The sequence below is a fragment of the Vibrio sp. HS-50-1 genome (genome assembly GCF_024747315.1).
GTDB lineage: Bacteria > Pseudomonadota > Gammaproteobacteria > Enterobacterales > Vibrionaceae > Vibrio > Vibrio diabolicus.
In genome coordinates this window covers 687,160-709,730 of the sequence record NZ_JAMPZF010000024.1, presented here as the reverse complement: position 1 = coordinate 709,730, position 22,571 = coordinate 687,160, and the positions used below count along the sequence as shown (strand labels likewise).

Here is a 22,571-nt window from a genome sequence, read left to right as displayed (position 1 = left end):
TTGATTAACGTAGGCGCTCAAAAACAACACTCTGATCTAAGTGTTCGTGATATTGAGTGTAATCTAAGCCCATATCAAAGATATATTGAGTCACCAAGTTTCTAACGCACTCAATCAATTGGCTCGCTTGCCATGGCTTCTCAAAGTAGCGATCAATACCTGCGGAGTTAATCGCATTAATGGTATCCGTGTGCGTCGCCTGCCCCGTCAGAAGCACTTTACGTGTGCGAACAAAACGACTGTCTTGTGATACCTCTGTCAGTAGTTCCACTCCTGTTTTACCTGGCATGACATGATCGGAAATTATTAATGCGATCATCTCGCCTTCTGCATCAAGCTCATCCATCAGTTCTAGAACTTCACCTGCGGATTCGCAGTCTTCGATATTCAACCACTGATGTAACGGCTCTAAGTCTTGTAGAACCGCGCTTAATACCTCTCGTTGGTCATCAACGCAAATTACATTAAGCTTCTCCATGTTCACCCTCTACTGGTAACTTGATTCTAAAAATTGTTTTTTCACTGTCGCTCTTTACCACAATAGAGCCGTTATATCCGGCGATAATGCGTTTCACAATCGACAGCCCTAATCCTAAACCAAACGACAACCCACCCTTTTTAGTGGTGAAGTTTGGCCGGAAAATTTTTCTGCGTGTCGCTTCATCGATTTCTGGTCCGTTGTTAGCAATCGTGACCAAAATTTTCCCCTTACTCTCTCGAGTATGTATTTCGATCCCCGGGTCTTCGGTTTGACCAAGTGCATCACACGCATTCTTTAAAATATTGACCCAAACTTGTACGAGTTCGGTTTGAGAGCCAACAAAGTCCGGCAACTCCGCTGGGCTAAAACGTACGCTCACGCGTCTTAAGTCACTTTGCAATAGGGCCAGCGCTCGATTGATTGAGTCATTAATATTAAACGCTTCATCCAAATCGATATCCGTACGCCCCAATTGTTTCACTGAACGTACAATGCCAACAGTATGTTTAGAGGCAATACGCAAATCATGAAGGTCTCGCCCCATTTGCCAGAAACGTATCGCTTCTTCGGGTCTTTTTAACCAATGCTCCGACAGGAAATTATTTGGAACGGCACGTGCGAGATCACGCGCGAGATCCTTGGGTAAGCCGTAATATTTTTCGAAGTGACGCCCCCGCTTTCTCGCTTCGCTGGAAGAGACTTTCTGTCCTTGCATCAAACCAAAATCAAAAAACTGACTCGCTTCCGGATGAACTTCTTCAAGCAATTCCATGATGACCGACTCGAGACGCTCAGATTTACTGCTTACCACACCAATAGCATTGTTCAACTCATGAGCAATACCCGCGGCAAGCTGCCCTAACGTTGTCATTTGCTCTGCGGTATGCAGCTTTTGCAACGCTTTTTCTTTAGCCAAGGCCTCTTGCATTGCACGCCGTTGACGCCGAGATAACTCGTTCACCATCACAGGCATAAATTGTGTCGTCAATGGTCCGTATGTCGCCTCTTCCACCGCGGGCGTATCACGCTGTATCCAAGCCAGTTCAACATCGGTTTGAGCAATCACTGTCGAAGAGGCTGTCCATGTACCAGAAAAGAAACTATGTACGCCAATAAACGCACCTTGAGACGCAGAAAATACCTGAATTGGCTTCTTGTCGTCTTCCGCATAGTAGCCAGCCAACTCTCCTGAAAGCACGTAGTACAACCGATCGTTGTAGCCAGCTTGCTCGATCAGCACCGATCCGGATAAAACCGTTAATCGGCGTTCAAGATGGTTAAAATAGCGTTGTACTAACGCATCTAGTTTCGTTTCGTACATGGGTTACCCAATATGCCCAACTGTATGTAAAATCCAAACCATAACAAAACTAAGTAATACACCAATCACGCCCAGCACTGCACCGATACGAGCCATTTGGCTGCTTTCGACATGCCCAGTAGCATGAGCTAACGCGTTTGGTGGCGTACTGATTGGTAACGACATACCGAGTGACGCGGCAAATGTCACGACTAAGATCAGCGTCACTTCTCCACCCAATGGCGTTAACGAAGTCATCGAGGTACCTAGCGCAGCCATAATCGGCATAAGCAAGTTTGCAGTGGCCGTATGCGACATAAAGTTTGCCATTAACAAGCACAAGAACGCCGCACCAAACAAGACCACATATGGCGAGAACTGATCAAACGGAATACTGTGTACCACCAGCTTCGCAAGCCCGGTTTTATCCAGAGCAAGCCCCAGAGCGATACCACCTGACACCAACCAAAGCACGTCCCAAGAAATTTTCTTCAAATCTTCTTTGTTGATAATGCCCGTCAATGAGAATACCGCGACCGGAATTAATGCCACTGTGTAAGAGTTCATTCCATGTGCTGAACCCATCAACCAAAGAATAATCGTACCTGCGAAGGTGACATAGACAATCATCGCTTTTGGTGTTTTCAAAAACTTGCTCTTAATGTTCAGATCGATGGTGGTTTGCTCGGCTTTATACAAAAAGCCAATCAGAAACCACGCTAGTGCCATCATCACAATGACGAATGGCACGCCAAATACCATCCATTCACCAAAGGTAATTAAGTTGTCACCAACCAAATATTTCAGCGCGATAGCATTCGGGGGTGTGCCGATTGGTGTACCAATACCACCAATGTTGGCGGCAACGGGAATACACAAGGCAAACGCAATTCGACCGGGATCTTTAGGCCCAAATACCGCAATCACAGGGGTTAGAATCGACAACATCATCGCTGTTGTTGCGGTGTTTGACATAAACATGGAAAAGACAGCGGTGATCAACATCAAACCCAACATAACGAACTTTGGGTTTTGCCCAAATGGTTTTAGCAACACGCGTGCTAAGTTGACATCCAGCCTGTACTTTGTCGCCGCCATAGCTAAAAAGAACCCGCCGAGGAATAGCATAATAATCGGGCTAGCGAAAGTCGCCATTATCTCGTTATATTGCAACAGCTCACCAAAATGTGGCTGCCCTTCTTGCAAGCGAAAAAGCACGATGCTTTTATTCGAAACAAGCAATAGTTCGAGCACAATGATAACGACCGAAGTGGCGTAGATTGGAATGGGTTCAAACACCCAACAGAGTGCAGCAAGCAAGAAGATTGCGATCACTCTCTGCTGGACGATAGTAATGCCATCAAATGGGAATGCAGAGAGGGGCATTAACCAAATAAGCAATGGTATCAATGTTGGAATAATGTATTTGAGATAAGGGCGCATAGTACTACTTCTCTTCCTGAGATGGTTAGCCAGACACGTTTGGCGTTTGGAACGCCATTACCCACCGCAATACCGAAGCTTTTAGGCTCTGACTAAGCCTTCAGAGACGAAAAATGCAGTAATGGCTTGTTCCAGAGAAGATTATGCACACTGTTTTCAAACAAAACTTTGGTGCGAGATCAATGAACTTGTTTTCACATTGGAAAACATTTTATATCTGTGTTCAAGCTCACTAAATGCTCACGATTTCAATGAAATATACTTTTCCATCATAAAGTTAGTTAAGGTTTCTCCCCTAACTTCAGCACGTTGCTGAACCTTAACTGTGAACCCCATTTTCTCGTAGAAAGGCCGGGCAGTGATACTCACTTCAGAGTACAGTCGCTCTATCCCCTTTACTTTCGCCTGTGAAAATAGAAAAGACATCAAATCACGACCAATACCTTGGCCTTGATATTCATGGTGACAAAAGAAATGGTCAATCAAGCCGTCACTTTGCAAATCACAATAGCCAACGACCTGCCCTTCTATTTCCGCAATATAGGGTTGAATAACATCCATTGTGCGTTGCCATGAATTGAGATCAAAATCTGATGGGGCCCAAGCTGAAACTTGTGATTCGGTATAATCGCGACGATTAATGACTCGTACAGTGTGGTAAAAAAGTGTCCACAATATTGGAGCATCCTCTGTGCGATAGCGACGTATTGAGAGCATCGGTTCAACCATTCCTATTCGGTAAATACCAAGTATTAACGCAAAGTAATACTGGTGAACTCATCATTTTCAATACCAACCACTAAAGGCTTTTCAAGCTGATCGCTGTTCATCAATACGGTGGTATTCAGCTCTCGACTTGATCTGCGTATTTTGCTTTTTCTGATGATATGTATATTAACAATGTAATCGGAATATTCCTTCGTGACTCCTCCAGAAAACTCCACATGCTCACTTTCATTATCTTGGACCACATGAAATTTTCGATTTGCTTGAATATCAGCACTGAGTGAAGAGTCACCATAGTTCAGTACAACGGACGTTGGTTCACTATCTTGATTGGCAAAACAGCCAAATGCGAACATGCATAATGCAAGTATACTTTTTGATTTAAACATTGGTTATTCAATTTCTAGTTATTTTTCTGCCATTTGCATTACCAAACAGCACTCCTCAATAATCGCCTATTGTGCCACAGGTGTACGCAAGTCTCTAAATACAGTAAAAGGATGTACGATGAAATTCCGCTAAAAATGGGGAAATCACAATGCAGCTGAGGATAAAACAGCCTATTTAATCGCCCCCAACAACACCCAAGCAATTGTTTTTATTGAATTTAAAGGTAATAAATAGTGTAAGCAATATACGTACAAGCTCTTACTTTTTCATACGCAACTAAGCAAGTTAATAGAGAGAGACAATATTGTCTATGCCACATGTTACAAATCTGCTTACCTCATTATTACGTATGATCCGATATTGTGGCGCTAGCCTTCCCTTCTTTTTAACGAAGGGAAGATTTAACAATAAGGCTTGCACCTATTTTATAGCTAAAATCAATAAAGCATTTCCAACATCGGTTGGTCTAGGAGCGATCAATGAAAAACTCTCTCAGTTTTACTCATCTATTAAAAGTTGGCTTGATATCAATCGCAGCTTTGATGGGTGGATGCACTCAAGGAGATTGGCGTACCGCAAGCAGAGAACCTGCCGGTATCGCGCCCGACCCTTCCAATGTAAAACATGCCGTAATTGAGTTTTATGCCGCAGATGCATTTGGTTGGCGAGGCTGGTTTGCGGTGCACACTTGGTTTGCGATAAAGCCTGAAAATGCGAACGAATATACCGTGTATGAAGTGGTCGGGTGGCGCGTGAATCGTGGACAACCCGCTCTGTATCAATACCAAACGGGCACACCAGATCGCTACTGGTACGGTGCGAAGCCAGAAAAAATACTCTCAATACAAGGTGAAAAAGCCGATAAACTTATCCCAAAAATACAAAGCGTTATCAACCAATACCCTTGGGCTGAAGAATACACGTTGTTTCCAGGACCAAATAGCAATACATTCCCGGCTTGGGTGGGCAAGCAAATTCCAGAGTTAGAACTCGACTTGCCATTTAGAGCAATTGGTAGCGGCTACGCCAACGAGTAAAACAAAAGCTTGGTAACTGGCGCGTTTTACGTTCAGCGCATAGCACTATACCTATTGTGCGTCTTCACCCAACTCGGTTCTGTTTCTTCCGTTGCGTTTTGCTTTATACAGAGCGTTGTCAGCGTCTTTCATTACCGCTTCAATTGGCATATCGTTGCCTTTCCAGTGAGAAACACCAAGTGATACCGTTACCTTACCAACGACTAGGAAATCGTGTTTTTCTACGTTATGCCTAATCCGCTCAGCGACATCAACCGCGTGATGAACATCCGTCGCTTCAAGGAACATCATGAACTCTTCCCCACCGGAACGGCAAAGATGATCATTCGCTCGGGCTTGCTCTTTCATCAACTGAGCGAATTCTTTGAGTAGATTGTCACCCACATCATGACCATAGTTATCATTGACGCTCTTAAAGTGATCAATATCCAAAGCTAAAATAGAAAAAGCGGTGTTTTCTTGCTTAAACAAGCCTAGAACTTTGTCTAAGCCGCGTCGATTTAACAACCCAGTCATCGCGTCTGTTAGCGTATCCAATTGCAGCTTATCAATGGTTTTTGAAACGATACCAAACGCTTTGAGAAAACTGAGCTTCAAATGTGAAACCTCAAAATACCAAGACTTAACCAGCTTCAAATCATCGATGGATGAGGAGTGCTCTTCTACTCCTCGAACAGCGCCAGCCAATTGCCATAATGGTCTTGAAATAAGTAGCGAGAAGAACCAGATCAACAGCAGAGTTAATAAACCAATTGGAATCGATTTGAAAAATACACTCCACATCTGCTCATCTAGCACCATTAACGTCATTGATTTCGGGCGCTGAGCGACAATGCCCCACCCTGATGATTCAACTGGTGCATACCCTGCTAGCATTTCAACACCGCGAGAGTTCACAATTTCTTTGTTACCACGCTGACCCATTGTCACAGCGTTAATTGCCATATTATCGTTGATCACTTCACCAACCCGCGATTTATCTGGGTGGTAGATCAGCGTATTGCTTTCGTCCACAACGTAAAGGAAAGAGCCATCTTTGTAAGCATGCTGGCTAAGTAATTCCGCAAGAATATTGTCCTTCTCTAAATAGATAGTACCGCCGATATAGCCTAAATATTCATTGGACTGAGAAAATATAGGGTATGAGATCGTTAACAGATAATTTCCTGCGGGTGAGATGAATGGCTCAGTGACAACGGGCGCTTGAGCATTTAAAGATTGACGTTTTCTTTCACCAACGAGCTTTACACCTTTCACCTGAAGTGTCTCTGGTGATACAGAAATAATGACGCCTTTCGCATTAACGACAACCACAGAGTTGAATGATTTGGTTTGCTTTCTCAGCCTCTCCGCCTCTTCGTCAAGAAACTGAGCATCGTGCATCTTATCTTTTAGCAAGTTCGCACTGTATTTTAACTGCGACATTGAGCTTTCTATGAAAGAGTCCGTCATTTCTGACATTTTTTGCGCATAAACGCGGTTGGACTCTAACGTGTTATTGATGATGAGATCTCGTTGCACTCGATAGATCGAATAAAACGCATTGATCAAAGTGACAAGCACACTGAAAACACACAAGATTACAATAAGGTTTCTAAGATTAAGTTTTTCTTTTCTTCTAAAGGACATTTGCCAACTGCCAGCTTCGATGGCTTTTTGTATGAATGAGCGTATAGGTTATATGAAATCGATTTAATTTTCAGGTAGGAAGTTGGGAGCAATATTAAATATTTCCTCACATAATAGGACGCAAAATGAGCTAATAAGAGAATTCAGTGACACAAAATAAATGCCGTGCCACTGTAATATCGCACAACTTTAAGCAAGCTCTGTGCTGGTCATTACCATTGTCTTTAATACATCGACAACAAGCTGATGATCATCTAACTGCGGTAAACCCGATACCGTCACAACCCCAATTAAACCAGAACCCATGATTCGAATTGGGAACGCGCCACCATGAGCACAATACTCACGCGCATCGAGATGTGGCTGATTTTCAAAATCACGCTGCTTTTGCTTATTGTATAGCGAGAGGTAGTAAGAGCTGCGACCATATCTCAATACTGAGTTTCGCTTTCTACGAACCCAATCCAAATGGTCAGCGCACGTTCCTGTCATCGCGTATTGAAATAGCGTTTGTCCAAAACCGTAGACCTCAATAGCCACAGCCGCGTCACAGGCTTCCGCCGCTTCTTTTAAAGCTAAACCAATAGACCACGCAACTTGATGGTTAAACTCTTTCAATTGAAGCTCATGCTCTTGTTGAGCGACGAGCTCAAGCGTTAAGCTCATGATTTCACCTGAATCGTTTTACCCGTTTTACTGCTTTCCAATGCCATCTCAATCAGAGCGATATTCTGTACTGCTTGAACGGCAGGAACCGGGTTATCAGTCCCCAAACGAATGGCATCTGCCACACCAACAAAATAAGCTTGATACGCACCTCTCTCCGTTTTGATGGTTTGCGCACCGTCTTCGTCGTAGCGGACACCGTATAACGCCTCGTCCTCTTCTGACCAAGCATCGTTCTCCGGTAATCGACCTTCTTTTAAGTAACCTTCTTGAGGATCTAATCCGTATTTTTCATATTTAGCCTCAGTACCCAATACTTTATAACGCAGGTTTGGTTCTGGGCTGTATAAGTTTGAATGTAAATGCACAATATGGTCTGGGTAATGAAGCACTAAGTTGTAGTAATCAATCGTCGTCGCGCCCGGACGCATCATTCGACACTGTGCGTCTATCGCATCTGGCAAACCAAATAACACCAAGGCCTGATCGAGAAGATGGGGAGCAAGATCGAATAAAATACCACCGCCATCTTGAGCCTGCTCTCGCCAGCGTTGACGAACTTCAGGACGGTAGCGATCAAAGTGCGACTCAAACAGCCTCACATCACCTAACTTACCTTGTTCGATAAGCGATTTAACGGTGAGAAAGTCGCCATCCCAACGCCTATTATGAAAAACGCTCAGAACCAATCCTTTTTCTTCTGCTAAGGCGATCAACTCATTCCCATCTTCTATGCGCGTTACAAACGGTTTTTCGACAATGACATGTTTCCCATTGTTCAACGCGCGCTTTGCGAGCTCGTAGTGCACATCATTTGGCGCAGTGATGATCACAAGCTCAGCGTCACTGTCATCGAGTAAAGTATTGGCATCAGCAAACCACTGAGCATCTGGCCAATCATTTTGGACCGCTTCCTGTTGACGAGAACTTATTGCGCTCAACGTCAAGTTTGGCAGTGCTTTAATGAAGGGTAAGTGGAAGGTTTTTGCTGAATATCCGTAACCAATCACGGCGGTCTTTACGGGATCGTAAGCCATACTAAGATTCCTTATTTCGGTGAAACAACAATACATTCAATATCATTGTGGTCGAGAAGTTGTTGAAAATCTGATTGAGGAGCATGATCGGTAATAACGATGTCGATCTTTGACAAATCACATACATGGTGAAAATTGTCGCTTCCAATTTTGCGGGATTCACAAACGACAATGACTTGTTGAGCTTGCTCTATCATGGTTTGTTTCATGGTTGCTTCTAGCTCATTATTTGTCGTCAACCCTCGGGATGACAACGCGCACACACCAATAAACGCCTTATTCACATGATATTGCTTCATTTGCTGTTCTGCTTGTGCACCCAAGATCGCTCTGGCGTAGGGGTCAAAGTGTCCACCTAAGAAATGGACGTCCATTGATTCACTTTTTTCAGCAGCGATTAGTACGTCAATACTGTTGGTGACCACGTTGAGCTTATCTCCTTCACAACGTGCTTTTTCTACGTAAAGTGGGAGCAAAGATAAGATAGTGCTGGTATCAACAACAAGGTGGTCACGCTCATCCACAAGCTTAGCGGCCGCTTGAGCGAGGCGATGTTTAGTGTCGCTAATTGCTCGACTGGAGTACGCCTCTGTAGAGGAAGATATCGGGGCAAGCATGACGCCACCTCGGATTCTTTGTAATCCCGGTAGTTGGCTCAACTTGACTAAGTCTCGACGCGCTGAATCTCGAGAGATGCCAAAATACTCGCAAACTTCCGATAACGTTATTTTGTTTTGTAGCTCTAGCTTGGCTCTGAGCTCTATCAATCGCTCTTCTTGCGTCATTACTTAAATTCACTTAAGTGGTTTTAAGCAATGATGCCACACAGCAATCAAATAACCAATACGGACGCACGCAATATTTGCTTATGCTGATACCAAACAGAATTGTTAAGTTGAGGAGATGAAGAGCGTTTTGCTCATCACCCCCTATCAAAAAATTTTTGGTGTAATGTTTACGTTGGCTGGGTCGCTACTTTTTCATGGCTTCTTTAAAAACTTGATTCCAATCTTGTTTCATATCGACAAACAACCAACCTTGCTCTTCACCCACTTTAAATGATTTGTCTAATTTCCCCACGTGAGAGTCTTTATCATACGCCCATTCACGCTTGTCATCCGTGTGATGGATAACCGCTGAAAATCGTGGGCCAGACCCCGCTTTAGTCCACTCTAGCATTTGTAAGTCACCGTCAGAATTACCAAATGCCATCACCGGGCGCTTACCAATGAAGTTCTGGATCGTGACAGGCTTCACCGCTTTATCATTCACAAAATCAATTTCTGGCAAGCGTTGAATCGTTGGCTTTCCATCAACGACCTGATACTCCGCTTTTAATGTCGTCCCAACGATATTTTGCGTTGGGATCCCGTACACTTCTGGTGCCCAAACACGCATGAAATCAATGCCACCTCCAGAAATTATATAGGTCTGGTAGTCATTTGCTCTCAAATAGTCGAGTAACTCAAGCATCGGTTGATAAACCATTTCAGTGTATGGCTTTCCCGTCGTAGGATGCACGGCCGTTTTCATCCACTCCTTCACTTCTTGATGGAACTGATCAGTCGACATTCCGGAGTGAGTCGCCATAACAAGCTGCATCACACCTTCAAGGCCTTGCTTGCCAACCCCCTCCAAGTCACCTTTTATTGCCGAAGCAAAAGGTTCTGTTGTTTTCCAATCAGGATGCTCAGAGGCCATCTCTTTCACTTTATCGATCGCAAAAAACAGCTGTAGATAAACGGGTTTTTCTGCCCACAGCGTCCCGTCATTATCAAACGTAGCGATCCTTTGGCTTTCAGGAACATAAGCGTCCGAGCCTTGAGTCGTCGTTTTAGTAACAAACGCCACAATAGCTTGCTTCGCACCGGTGTTGTTCCATGACGGCAGAGGATCTTGCACATCAGCAGCAATGCTATAGCTAGACAGAGCAAAACTTGTCGCAAGGACAATCACCTTTAACTTTATAGCCATTTTAATTCCTTATATTGAGGTACGGGATGCAAATCCAAATGAAAGTATAGTTCACGATTAACAAGCGCAATTCAGAGCAACATATGTAACGACACCAGAAAGTGACCTTGTAACTAGAAACACGCTTTAATTAAAGAAGCTTACTGATAAAGTGTTGAGTTAGCTGGCGTCAACCTGCTCTGAAGTACTTTGACGTCCCTTTTTCTGATTAAGCTCATCAATCACGTAATCCGGAGCCACTTTCTTAAGTTCCGCTAAACACTGTTCAGACTTGGGGTTATCGTAACGAATGTAGATATCACACACTGCATAAAGCTGCTCCGGCGCGCCAGAGATCAAATAAGCTTTTTCAAAAGCGTCCACAGATTTTTTAAGATCTAACTCTTCTTGCAGAACACCATTTAAGTACCAAAAATAACTGTTGTTCTTTGCCATGTTAGCGGCCTTTTCAATTTCGCTAGCGGCATCATGCTTCTCACTAAGTCTTACTAACGCCAACGACTTCGAGTAATGCAAAGCAGCGTTATCAGGAAAAAGTGTGATTGCTTCATCAAGTACTTGGATAGCTTGTCGATCTTTTTGTTGCGCTCGAAAATTGTCCGCATAGCTTAACCAGACTTGCGGGTTACTTGGCATCAGCTTGGTTAGCTCTGGATAAATCAATGCCGCTTTGTCCCACTCTCGATGCCAACGATATACATCGGCAAGGAGTAATCTAGAAACGTTGTCAGCTTTCTGCGACAAGTAGGATGTTAAATCAGTCACCGCGCCTTCGAGTGACTGTTGCTGCTCCGAACTTAAACTGGCGTAATCTCGAACCAAGTTTATCGCTGCGGTAATTCGAACCATTGCATCGTCATCACTTAGCAACGGGGAAACCAGACGCCAGCGATGCTCTATCATATAGGGTTGAGCTCCTACAATTGCTGCTTCACGAATTCCAGCATCTGCATCTTTCAAACCACGAGCGACGGCAACCAAAGCGTTTTGGCTGGGGTAGTTGGCCAGTTCACGTAAAGCATCAATACGCTTTTCTGAAGACAACTTCTTGTTTTGTGCATCATAAGACAACTTTTCGACTTGCTGTACTAGCGTCATTGGTTCTTCTTGAGATGCTATCTCAACGGATGAAACTTTATCTGAATTGAGCAGAGGTTTATCCTGAGCCCAAGCGCCTTGGCTTAACGCTACACTCATCGTGAACGTTAAAAGTGACTTCGTAAAACGCGTTATCTTTTGCATTGATGAGACCTTATTTTTATAAAACTGGACCAGTTGAATCTTAGAACTTAGTGTCAAAAACAGGTCGATTAGACGCTTTCAGGTGCAAAGCCTTATCACTGTATTTGCCGTGTACCACAGGGTTGCCCATCGCTCGTAAAATGTACGCCATTGATTTGTCGACATGCGCAAAAAACTTCTTCCAACCTGCACATAGATAGTTAAGGCCGGGCTCACCTTCTCTGGTGCGAATAAAGCGGTTTTTAGGGCATTCTCCAAAACATGCAAACTGATAATCGCAATTAACACACTGCTGAGGCAGTGTACGACTTTTAGCAAACCCGAATTTCTGCTGGTCAGGGCTATAAGCGAGAGTATCGAGTTTTTCACGGTGAATATTTCCGACCTTGTATTCCGGGTAAACATAGTGGTCACATGCAAAGACATCACCGTTTGGTTCCATTGCTAAACCTTTGCCACAGATTTCACCTAGCGTGCATAGTGGGTTTTTTCTTCCCATCCATGTTTCCAAACTCGCTTCAAAATACTGTACAAAAACGTTACCAATATCATGCACGACCCACTCATTGAATATCGCGATAAGGAAGTTACCCCATGCTTCATCCGCCACACAAAATGGCTCGACAACCGAATCCTTGTGGCCGGGAATCAGACGTTTATCACCTTGCATTAGTTGCTCATTGGGCTTCCAAGTTTGTGGCGCTGTTGTTCTGAAAGTTTTCTGCTCAACAATCGGAATAAACTGCATTTGAGGGGAACGTACTTCATCTCGTAAGAAGCGATACACTTCCAATGGGTTACGGCTGGTCAAGTTGTTCACACACGTGAGCGTTGCGAACTTCACTTCATGCTTATGTAATAGCTCAACGGCGTTCATCACTTGTTTAAATGTGCCTCTTCCCGCTCGATTTGTTCGGTAAGCGTTGTGCATCATCTCAGGGCCATCGATGCTTAAACCGACAAGAAAGTTGTTCGCTTTTAGAAACTCGCACCACTCATCATTAAGAAGCGTGCCATTAGTCTGAAGATCGTTAGAGATCGTAATACCATGAGGGCGGTAGTTATCTTGTAATTCAACAATTCTTTTGAAGTAATCCAACCCCAGCATGGTTGGCTCTCCACCTTGCCAAGAGAAGATAACTTCAGGTGTGTTCTGCCCTTCTATGTATTGGCGGATATAGCTCTCTAAGGTTTCATCATCCATTATTAGCGAGCACCCTTGCTTATATTCCAACAAATCTTGTTTGCTTAAGTAATAACAATAAGTGCAATCGATGTTGCAGGCAGCACCAATGGGCTTTGCCATCACATGTAAACGCTTAGATGCTTTTCCGTTGAACTGAGGCCCTTGAGTTATGTGCATTCATCACCTTCTTAGTTGCTAACCTGTCCCCAATGATGTCAAACCTAATCATCGAGTTAATCACCTAGGGTGATGATAATGTTCAATTATTCTCGGCGCTTGTTATAGTGTGTATAACCGTTTGTTATGGTTTTGCTTGCTAGACTTTCTGACCAAAGTCGTTGACGGAGTCGCCGAATGAAGCATCCCAAAAGTAAGATTATTTCCCTTGTCTCAGCCATATCGGTCACGCTGATAATTAATGGGTGTGCAACAACCCCACCACACTCTCTCGCTCAGAAAATCGATCAAGATATGGTTCTTGTCGAAGGTGGGCAGTTTACGATGGGCGCAGATAATCCATCAGCCCAAAAGTCAGAGCGCCCAGCTCGCACTGTTAACGTTGATGGATTCTATTTGTCAAAATTTGAGGTAACTCAATCGCTCTTTGAAGCTGTCACTGGCTCCTCTCTGAGCTACTTTCGAGATCCAAATACACCCGTCAATAATATTAGTTGGCAACAAGCCAATTATTTCATTAAGAAATTGAATGAAAAAACGGGAGAGCATTACCGTCTACCAACAGAAGCAGAATGGGAGTTTGCCGCTAAAGGCGGAATTTTAAGTAAAGGCTTCACTTTTTCTGGATCAAACAATATTGACGATGTGGCTTGGTATGCGAATAACTCGCACAATAAGGCTCATAAGGTAGGTCAAAAGCAACCAAACGAGCTCGGGTTGTACGACATGACAGGTAACGTAGGCGAGTTTGTGATTGATGCTTTTGACGAAGGTTATTACAAAACAGCGCCCAGTGATAATCCGGTAAACGCAAAAGAGGAAAAAGAAAGCCTTGCACACAAGTCTGTACGTGGCGGCAGCTTTGCTTATGACGCAGACGAATCTGAAAACTATCGCCGCGATTTTGCCAGCCAATCCGTCATTATGTCTGACATGGGCCTTAGACTAGCGAAAGACGTAGACTAAACTAAGTAGAGAAAGTGGCGCGATAAAGGCTCCACTTTTTACTATTGGTGTTTAATCTCTACAGATTCGCAATAGATGCTTTCAGCTGATCAATAGCCTGCTTAGGTGCATAATTACTCAGCTCTTTTAGACACCTATCGAAAGCAAAAGCGACAGCACCTTTTTTATGATTTCTCGCTAGAACTTCGCATTGAGCATATAAATGTTGAGGGTTCCCACCAACTTTAAACGCAGTCTGCAATGCCTTACTGGCTTCCAGAACTTCACTTTTTTCTAAAGCTAGGCCATAAACATACCAGTAGTGAGCGTTAGTCTTTCCTAGTTCTGCGGCATGTTTAAGTAGAGCTTTGGCCTCATCTTCCTTGCCTTGGCGTAACAAAGAAAGACCGGCACTGTAAGGTAATGAGCTGGATTTAGGCTGAGCTTTCATCCCTTGTTGTAACACCGAGAGCGCAGCTTTTTCTTTCCCAAGGCGCCGATACAGGTCCGATAAATTCACGTAACTATTTTCGAAATAAGGCTCGATACTTATCGCTTCTTGGTACAACGCAATTGCCTTATCGATTTCGCCTAAGCTGCGGTATACATTTGCCAAATTGGTTCTGCCGAAACCACGATCGGCGTTAAACTTTTGAATGTCCATGTACTCTTCAAGCGGTGGTTGAATCCTATCTTTTTGTAACGGCGTCATTTGTGCATAGCTGGTCACTAATACCGAAGCCGCCTCCGCCCTCACTGAAAGTACGGGATCATCCAGCAGTGGTTCTAAAATTCGCCATCGATCATGAAACTCATAACCAGACGAGCCCGCGACTGCGCCGAGCCGAATCATTTCATTCTCATTTTTAACGGCCCTTGCGAGCGAAACAGTCGTATTTTGGTCAGTATTGCCGCCCATTCGCTCTAATGCAGAAGCTCGTATGATGTCTTTTAATGATGAATCCTGAGCAGAGTAAGCCAGAGCATTCGCCGCCCCTTTGTGCCCAATTGCATCGGCATAAAACGCGACAGCAAAGTGTTGTTGATTGCGGTATTGAGAGTGAGGAAACCATTCGGCTATCTGCGCATCCGCCCACTGGTTACTCTTATCCTCATGACAAGACGTACATACATTGGGCGTATCGATGTGTTTGCTCAAGTCAGGTCTAGGTACGTGCCAACTGTGGTCTCTACGCGGGTCAACCTGCATATAAGTCGTTTCTGGCATGTGACAAGTCGTACATTGTGATGCTTTGGATCCTGCTTCATGGAAGGTGTGGTTTTCTGGGGTATATTCTGACGCTATATGACATTGTGAACATACTGACTCTTCTGGGATGTTTAGTTTTGCCGAATGAGGATCGTGGCAATTGGTGCATGTTACGCCTTTTTCAGCCATTTCAGACTGAAGAAATGAACCGTAAACATAGTCTTCATCGTAAATTTGGCCATCGTGGTAGTAGAGTTCTGGAGTGATCAGGCTTAACCGATATTTATCTAAAAATGAGCCTTGAATGTGATCACCAGTCTCATTTAACTGCGTTCGACGGCTGTGACATTGTGCGCACGTCTGAACTTGATTTGTTTCTGCGATTGCTTTTGGTTGTAACGTTCTGTGGCCCTTCTCAAATACCCACTCGGTTACCGCTTTAGATAAATTTCGGTCAAAACCATAGTGACTATCTGTATCGAAAGAGCCTCCTGTAGATGCGGATTTTTTCGCCAACTCGATGTGTCCACTTGCAGGGCCATGACACGCTTCACAACCAACATTGATCTCGGACCAAGACGTGTTGTAGGTATTTTTGATTGCGTCATAGTTCTTCTTTACATTGGTCGAATGACAGTCTGCACACATGAAATTCCAATTTTGCCCAGTGTTAGTCCAGTAAAACTCATCTGTCGTTGTTGTCTCTGGATAAAGGTGAAACCAGCGCTGACCACCTTCCGATTTCGTCCTTGAATCCCACGCAAAAGGAATGAGCTGTACACGACCGTCTTCAAACTCCACCATATATTGCTGTAACGGTTTCCAGCCAAATGTGTAGCTAATTTTATAATCATGCCATTGACCATCAGGGCCTTGAATATTGACCCAATACTCCTCGCCTTGTCTAAAAAAACGGTTGGGTTGCCCCTCATGCGTCACTGTGCGGTTATCAAAATCACCTTGAACAGATTCTGAGTTTGCATGTTTCATTGCCATATCGTGATGAGAGCCCTTCCAAGCCTCCACCTCTTGTTGGTGACATTCCGCGCACGTTTGCGTGCCAACATATTCCAACCCAAGCTTCGTGGTATTTTGGGGGCTCCCTATCACTGATGCCTGGGAAAAAAACGAACCACTCACCATGACGATACCCAGAAATAGACACCGAAACCGACCTGACCACTGACTCATAACTATCCTTAGTATTTAGATGGTGCAACTTGAATCAATATAGTCGCTAACCCCTTGGTTATACAAATAATTAGAAGTGAAAGGCCTTCAAAATGAGTGCTCCATTCTTCGTCCCCCGATTAGGGAGTATCTCGGTGTTTTTGCTGAAACTTTATTCGTCTCACCAGCAACCTGCTCTGGTGTTCATTAGTGACCCATCTCTATTTTTAAAACCTCCCCAAATCATCAGAATGACAAGTATTTTTATTTAGAAACAAATAGTTAAATACCCTCAATAACTTATGGTTATAAAGAGTATAAGAGGATTTTTCTATACACATCATTAACTTATGCAGCACCTAAGCACAAGGTTTACTTGTGCTTCTCGTTACTCTCAACCACCTGGAGTTTTTTATGGCAAACCAATTGAGAAAAATCGCAGTAGGCGTCGGACTGTTAGCAACGTCCAGCGCAGCGATGGCGGCAGACAAACCCAACATACTTGCAATTTTCGGTGACGATGTCGGTTACTGGAACATCAGCGCATATAACCAAGGTATGATGCGTTACAAAACCCCTAACATCGATCGTATCGCGAACGAAGGTGCTTTGTTTACAGACCATTACGGCCAACAATCTTGTACTGCGGGTCGAGCAGCATTCATTACTGGCGAAGAACCATTTCGCACTGGTTTGCTGACGATTGGTATGCCGGGTTCCAACCATGGAATTCCAGATTGGGCACCAACTATTGCTGACTTACTAAAAGATCAAGGTTATATGACAGCTCAGTTCGGTAAAAACCACTTGGGCGATCAAGATAAGCACCTACCTACCAATCATGGTTTTGATGAATTCTTTGGTAACTTGTACCACCTTAATGCAGAAGAAGAGCCCGAAACCTACTACTACCCTAAAGACCCAGAGTTCCGTAAAAACTATGGTCCTCGTGGTGTAATTAAATCTTATGCCGACGGTAAGATTGAAGATACTGGCCCAATGACGCGTAAACGCATGGAACACGCGGACGAAGAGTTCCTCGAAAGCACTTTATCGTTTATGGAGAAAGCTGTTAAAGCAGATAAGCCTTTCTTCATCTGGCATAACTCTACGCGCATGCACGTTTGGACCCGATTACAAGAGAAGTACCGAGGCAAATCCGGTGTTAGCATTTACGCTGATGGCATGTTAGAGCATGACGATCAAGTCGGCGTATTGCTCGACAAACTCGATGAGTTAGGCGTTGCTGACAACACCATCGTTATTTATACAACAGATAACGGCGCAGAGACCATGACTTGGCCTGATGGGGGCGCAACCCCATTCCACGGTGAGAAAGGCACGACTTGGGAAGGCGGTATGCGTGTGCCTCAACTTGTGCGTTGGCCTGGTGTCATTAAGCCAGGAACGAAAATCAACGAAATGATGGCTCATCAAGACTGGTTGCCAACATTGTTGGCGGCAGCTGACGTTCCTGACGTGAAAGAAAAGCTTGCTGAAGGTTACAAAGCAAATGGTAAAGACTGGCGTGTCCATATAGACGGCTACAACTTCATGCCATACTTCGAGGGCAAAAAAGAGAAAGGACCACGTGAGTCTCTGCTCTACTTCACCTCAAATGGTGAACTAAACGCAGTACGCTGGAATGACTGGAAACTTCACTTTGCAACTCTAGAAGGAAACCTAAGCGACGCCGTGCGATCTGTGCCAAACTGGCCTAAAATCATTCACTTACGCGCTGACCCATTTGAAAAAGGTCCTAGCGAGTCACAAATGTATCTACGTTGGATGGCAGACAACATGTGGTTGTTTGTACCAATTCAAGGCGTTGTTGGCGACTTCTTTAAAACGTTACCTGAATACCCAATGCAACGCGGTACAACTATGAACCCTGCTTCTTTAAATTACGACTCTTTGCAGATGCAAGAAAAGATGCAGCAGTTAGAAATGCTTAAACAGGAAGTGAATAAAGTTAAGTAATTTTATTAATCACTCTAGATTGCGTTACTGAGCCAGCAGAGTTCTGCTGGCTTATCTGTATCTCTACGGACACACTTAGCTCGGTAGTTTACTCCATGCAAAGCGGGCTATATTGAGAACACAAAAAAGGAGAGCAAACCTGCTCTCCTTTATATTTTAACCATGAATAAACTAAGCCACATTAACCGATTTAGTTAAACTATTGCTCTGAAAGAATTCATCATGCAACGCGCAAATCGCACGCTGATATTCTTTATCACCCACTACGAACTGAACGTTTACATTTCTCATTGATGAGTGAAGTGCAACTGGCGTTACGCCATTGTTCATCAAAGAAAGTACACCTTTCGCCAGTGTCTTGTTGGTGTCAATTTGAGAACCGATGGCTGAAATCAGCGCGACCATACGGCCTTTAATCGATGCATTCGGATAGCGTTTTTCAGCTTTATACAATACTTTGTTCAAGCTATCAGTACTGCCACCTAGATAGTAAGTAATAGAGTTCGCGTTCATCTCTTTACCAACTAAACTTACGCGAGCATCAGAGATAATTTCCATTAATTCGTAGCTAACGTTATCGGCTTTTCCCACCATCGCTTGGTCAAACAAATGCAGTGCGAACACCTTTTCTTTACCTGCGATAATTTCGACTTTGTCTTCTTCTGGGCGGTAGCTTGAAGAGATCAAAGTGCCTTCGTGTTCAGGTTCAAATGTATTTTTAATCTGTAGCTCAATACCACTCTCGCGTAAACCTGCGGCTGCATTTGGGTGAATCGCTTCCATGCCAAGGTTAGCAAGTTGGTCTGCTACGTCATAGTTTGTACTACCAATTGGCAAAACTTTTTCAGGACCAACAACACGCGGGTCTGCAGAGCTCAAGTGATATTCTTTGTGAATTACCGCTAAATCCGCTTTTGTTATCGCTGCAATTCGGCTAAATGTCATCTCACTATAACCTCGGTCATAAGTGTGCATTAGGCCTTCCTTACAGTAAGCATAACCTGTAACGATTGGCAGTTCTTTTGACACATCGATATCAGCAAACGCATCACTGATCGATTCATCAAGGCTTCTTGGCGCTTGATTGTCCCAACCGGACAGGTCAACGAACTTAGCGTTAATACCCATATTTTTTAGTTTCAGTGCCGTGTTGTAAGCACTGTGCGCCTCACCGATAGACGACAGAAACTCTCGAACTTGAGGCAAATACTGACGTAGCGAAAACTGACCGTACTGACACGTTTCTAAAATGTTCGCAATACAGTTTTTTGCTTCAGCAATACGTGAGCGAATGAATTTATCTGCACGGATACGATTCATTGGGTCCGCGAAAATATTTTCATTTGTGAGCAGCATACGGCTTTCTACATATGCTAGCGCTTCTTCCCATTTGTCATCACGTTTCGCGATAAGCTGATAAACACCTGGCTTACTGGTTTTTTTACATTCGAGTAGCGCGTCGGTCATACCGCCGTATGCAGAAACGACAAAGATACGATTGTATGGCGATTTAGGACGAAGAATAATGTTGTCGAGAACAGCATCAAATGCTGTCATTGATGTACCGCCGATTTTTTCTACGGTAAATGTCATGATAAGCCTTTTTTGATTGGTAACTTTAAAAGAAAAAAGAAGAGATAGTTGATCGTGGGGCGACAAGCACCCCACCTCTATCTTTTAGTCAACGAGAGGATAAACACCGTTTTCATCGTGCACTTCAGCGCCGGTAATTGGTGGGTTGAATACGCACGCCATTACCATTTCTTTATTCTTATAAGCTCTCAAGTAGTGCTCATCGTGTTTATCAAGGATGTATAACGTACCCGGTTTAATCGGGTAAGTTTCTCCACCAACGACTTCAATTTCACCTTCACCGCTCATACAAAAAACCGATTCTAGGTGATTTTGATAGTGAATGTGTGTTTCAGTACCTTCATAAATCGTAGTAATGTGGAAAGAAAAACCCATGTTGTCATCTTTCAACAACATACGGACACTTTCCCAGTTATCTGAAACCACACGTCGCTCACTGTTGCGACACTCATCGAGTGTTCTGACGATCATAATTAATAATCCTTATTAAGATGCTTGTTTGAAATGTTTCGCAGCGATGGTTTCCACTGCACTTTCAAAGATGCTTAGTCCTTGGTCTAATTCTGACTCGCTAATCGTAAGTGGGCAGAAGAACTTAACGACTTCGTCGTCAGGGCCAGCTGTCTCAATTACCATTCCGTTTTCGAAACAGTTTTTCGCGATTTCAGATGCCATATCACCGTTGATACACTCAATACCAACCATCATGCCGCGACCTTTTTTCTGCACAAACATTTGTGGGAAACGACGAACGCAGCGATCAATAACAGCACTTACTTTGTCTGAACACTGCTTGATGTGTGTTTCAAAGTCATCATTTGCCCAATAAATTTCTAATGCTTTCGCCGCGGTAATAAATGCATGGTTGTTGCCACGGAACGTGCCGTTATGCTCACCTGGCTTCCACTGGTCTAGCTCTGGTTTAAGTAGAACGACGGCCATTGGCAAACCGTAACCACCGATCGATTTCGATAGCGTCACGATATCTGGTTGAATACCTGACGGCTCAAAGCTAAAGAAAGTACCTGTGCGTCCACAACCAGCTTGAATGTCATCGACAATCACAAGAATGTCATTGGTTTTACAGATTTTGCTCAAACGTTGTAACCACTCGTTTGAAGCAGCATTTAAACCACCCTCGCCCTGCACAGTTTCAAGAAGTACAGCGGCTGGTTTATCCATACCTGCAGAGTTGTCGTTTAGCATGGTTTCGAACAATGCTAGACCATCAACGCCAGCGTAACCTTCAAATGGAATACGAGTGACGTTACTTAAGCTAGAACCGTTACCTTGTCTGTGATGCTGGTTACCCGTTGCAGCCAGTGCGCCAGCTGTACAACCGTGGAAACCGTTGGTAAATGCAACAACGCTGTCGCGACCTTTTACTTTTTTCGCTAACTTAAGTGCTGCCTCAACGGCGTTAGTACCGGTTGGCCCAGTAAACTGAACTTTGTAGTCCAAGTTTCTTGGTTTAAGGATGTAAGTATCCAACGCTTCAAGAAACGATGCTTTCGCTTCTGAGTGCATATCCAAACCGTGAGTAATACCGTCCATCTCAATGTACTCAAGCAGTGCTTGCTTAAGTACTGGGTTGTTATGGCCGTAATTTAGAGATCCCGCTCCAGCAAGGAAGTCTAAGTATCGTTCACCTTGTTCTGTTTCCAGCCAGCAGCCTTTCGCTTTACGAAAAACGACTGGGAAATTGTTTGAATATGAGCGTACGTTGGATTCCTGCTTTTTGAAAATATCCATGATGAGACCGTTTTTAATTCCTATTGTTTGAGGATTATTTGAGAGGAATGCGATACAAATATTCTGTATCGTGTTTGCCTTTAAAGTGGGCTTCTTCGTCCAAAAATGTGCTTACTTGGCCAGAGTTGCCGTTCATCGCATCTAACTTTTTGAACAATGCCCAAGAGGCTTTATTATCTTCCGTGATGGTAGTTTCTACCGATTTAACACCGCCCAATTCCTCTCGGGTGAGAAGTTCTTTCAACATGCGGAATGCTAAACCGTGACCTCTAAAGCGAGGTGAGACTGCAACTTGCCAGACAAATAAAACGTCTTGCTCGTCTGGTTTCTGATAACCGGAAATGAAACCTGCGATTTCGCCTTTTTGCTCAACCAAAATACTGGTTTTGCTGAAATGCGTAGACTGTAGGAAATTGCAATAAGATGAGTTCATGTCCAATGGAGGACAGTCTGCAATTAAGCTGTAAATGTCGTCACCATCAGAGATTTTAGGCTCACGAAAAATCCATTTTTTACTTGAGTCTTCTCCAATCTCTGGATAAAGAACCCAAGGTGCTGATGTGATCATGTGGAAATACATATCCTTTGAGGTCTAATTAAATTTCCTTTTTATTATGGGCATTCCTCGCGACT

The 22,571-nt window shown here is 43.9% G+C and carries 20 protein-coding genes; 3 read left to right on the top strand and 17 right to left on the bottom strand.

Going from position 1 to position 22,571, the window contains the following annotated elements; genetic code table 11:
* Positions 1-4: 4 nt before the first annotated feature.
* The 5 genes from NDJ01_RS12835 to NDJ01_RS12815 all read right to left on the bottom strand — a co-directional run bounded on the left by NDJ01_RS12835 (position 5) and on the right by NDJ01_RS12815 (position 4,339).
* Complete coding sequence (locus NDJ01_RS12835) at positions 5-478, bottom strand: response regulator (RefSeq protein WP_047008729.1); 474 nt, start codon at positions 476-478, stop codon at positions 5-7.
* Positions 465-1,802: a sensor histidine kinase gene (locus tag NDJ01_RS12830; protein ID WP_005394159.1), complete on the bottom strand. Its 1,338-nt coding sequence runs from the start codon at positions 1,800-1,802 to the stop codon at positions 465-467. The genes NDJ01_RS12835 and NDJ01_RS12830 overlap by 14 nt, the downstream gene beginning before the upstream one ends.
* 3 nt (positions 1,803-1,805) lie before the next feature.
* Positions 1,806-3,224: a DASS family sodium-coupled anion symporter gene (locus NDJ01_RS12825; RefSeq protein ID WP_005394158.1), complete on the bottom strand. Its 1,419-nt coding sequence runs from the start codon at positions 3,222-3,224 to the stop codon at positions 1,806-1,808.
* 240 nt (positions 3,225-3,464) lie between these two features.
* Positions 3,465-3,941 (bottom strand): GNAT family N-acetyltransferase, encoded by a 477-nt coding sequence (locus tag NDJ01_RS12820; RefSeq protein WP_258586876.1) that lies wholly within the window; start codon positions 3,939-3,941, stop codon positions 3,465-3,467.
* A gap of 35 nt (positions 3,942-3,976) precedes the next feature.
* Positions 3,977-4,339, bottom strand: coding sequence for a hypothetical protein (locus NDJ01_RS12815; RefSeq protein ID WP_226421637.1), 363 nt, complete (start codon positions 4,337-4,339; stop codon positions 3,977-3,979).
* Positions 4,340-4,819: 480 nt separating this feature from the next.
* Between NDJ01_RS12815 and NDJ01_RS12810 the strand changes: the two genes are divergently transcribed.
* Entirely contained in the window at positions 4,820-5,377 is a 558-nt protein-coding gene (locus tag NDJ01_RS12810) for a DUF3750 domain-containing protein (protein WP_012841873.1), read from the top strand.
* Positions 5,378-5,428: 51 nt separating this feature from the next.
* On the opposite strand, the gene NDJ01_RS12805 is transcribed toward NDJ01_RS12810, so the two are convergent.
* From NDJ01_RS12805 to NDJ01_RS12775, 7 genes are all read right to left on the bottom strand, one after another.
* Complete coding sequence (locus NDJ01_RS12805) at positions 5,429-7,006, bottom strand: sensor domain-containing diguanylate cyclase (protein WP_065646768.1); 1,578 nt, start codon at positions 7,004-7,006, stop codon at positions 5,429-5,431.
* A gap of 189 nt (positions 7,007-7,195) precedes the next feature.
* Positions 7,196-7,672 carry a heme-degrading domain-containing protein gene (locus NDJ01_RS12800; RefSeq protein ID WP_005393342.1) on the bottom strand — a complete coding sequence of 159 codons (477 nt, stop codon included), beginning with the start codon at positions 7,670-7,672 and terminating at the stop codon, positions 7,196-7,198.
* Positions 7,669-8,709 carry an oxidoreductase gene (locus tag NDJ01_RS12795; protein WP_065646769.1) on the bottom strand — a complete coding sequence of 347 codons (1,041 nt, stop codon included), beginning with the start codon at positions 8,707-8,709 and terminating at the stop codon, positions 7,669-7,671. Before NDJ01_RS12795 ends, NDJ01_RS12800 begins: the two co-directional genes overlap by 4 nt.
* 11 nt (positions 8,710-8,720) lie before the next feature.
* The gene (locus NDJ01_RS12790) at positions 8,721-9,494 is read right to left on the bottom strand and encodes a DeoR/GlpR family DNA-binding transcription regulator (protein WP_065646770.1); all 774 of its coding nucleotides are present in this window, start codon (positions 9,492-9,494) and stop codon (positions 8,721-8,723) included.
* Positions 9,495-9,681: 187 nt separating this feature from the next.
* Positions 9,682-10,683, bottom strand: coding sequence for an HAD family phosphatase (locus NDJ01_RS12785; RefSeq protein ID WP_046875208.1), 1,002 nt, complete (start codon positions 10,681-10,683; stop codon positions 9,682-9,684).
* A 159-nt stretch (positions 10,684-10,842) separates the two neighbouring features.
* Positions 10,843-11,925 (bottom strand): hypothetical protein, encoded by a 1,083-nt coding sequence (locus NDJ01_RS12780; protein ID WP_176320472.1) that lies wholly within the window; start codon positions 11,923-11,925, stop codon positions 10,843-10,845.
* Between the two features lie 40 nt (positions 11,926-11,965).
* Positions 11,966-13,288, bottom strand: coding sequence for an anaerobic sulfatase maturase (locus tag NDJ01_RS12775; protein WP_258586798.1), 1,323 nt, complete (start codon positions 13,286-13,288; stop codon positions 11,966-11,968).
* Positions 13,289-13,465: 177 nt separating this feature from the next.
* On the opposite strand from NDJ01_RS12775, the gene NDJ01_RS12770 reads away from it, so the two are divergent.
* Positions 13,466-14,254 carry a formylglycine-generating enzyme family protein gene (locus NDJ01_RS12770; RefSeq protein ID WP_258586797.1) on the top strand — a complete coding sequence of 263 codons (789 nt, stop codon included), beginning with the start codon at positions 13,466-13,468 and terminating at the stop codon, positions 14,252-14,254.
* A gap of 58 nt (positions 14,255-14,312) precedes the next feature.
* Here the strand turns inward: NDJ01_RS12770 and NDJ01_RS12765 are convergent, their stop codons facing one another.
* Positions 14,313-16,634: a multiheme c-type cytochrome gene (locus tag NDJ01_RS12765; RefSeq protein WP_258586796.1), complete on the bottom strand. Its 2,322-nt coding sequence runs from the start codon at positions 16,632-16,634 to the stop codon at positions 14,313-14,315.
* Between the two features lie 393 nt (positions 16,635-17,027).
* Here NDJ01_RS12765 and NDJ01_RS12760 point away from each other — a divergent pair, with 393 nt between their 5' ends.
* On the top strand, positions 17,028-18,593 hold the full coding sequence (locus NDJ01_RS12760) for an arylsulfatase (RefSeq protein ID WP_258586795.1): 1,566 nt from the start codon (positions 17,028-17,030) through the stop codon (positions 18,591-18,593).
* Between the two features lie 171 nt (positions 18,594-18,764).
* Here the strand turns inward: NDJ01_RS12760 and NDJ01_RS12755 are convergent, their stop codons facing one another.
* The 4 genes from NDJ01_RS12755 to ectA all read right to left on the bottom strand — a co-directional run bounded on the left by NDJ01_RS12755 (position 18,765) and on the right by ectA (position 22,506).
* The gene (locus NDJ01_RS12755) at positions 18,765-20,186 is read right to left on the bottom strand and encodes an aspartate kinase (RefSeq protein ID WP_258586794.1); all 1,422 of its coding nucleotides are present in this window, start codon (positions 20,184-20,186) and stop codon (positions 18,765-18,767) included.
* Positions 20,187-20,270: 84 nt separating this feature from the next.
* Entirely contained in the window at positions 20,271-20,657 is a 387-nt protein-coding gene (locus tag NDJ01_RS12750) for an ectoine synthase (protein WP_005393369.1), read from the bottom strand.
* 15 nt (positions 20,658-20,672) lie between these two features.
* Positions 20,673-21,938, bottom strand: a complete 1,266-nt coding sequence (gene ectB / locus NDJ01_RS12745) for a diaminobutyrate--2-oxoglutarate transaminase (RefSeq protein WP_256936252.1) — start codon at positions 21,936-21,938, stop codon at positions 20,673-20,675.
* A 34-nt stretch (positions 21,939-21,972) separates the two neighbouring features.
* The gene (gene ectA / locus NDJ01_RS12740; protein ID WP_005393379.1) at positions 21,973-22,506 is read right to left on the bottom strand and encodes a diaminobutyrate acetyltransferase; all 534 of its coding nucleotides are present in this window, start codon (positions 22,504-22,506) and stop codon (positions 21,973-21,975) included.
* Positions 22,507-22,571: the final 65 nt, after the last annotated feature.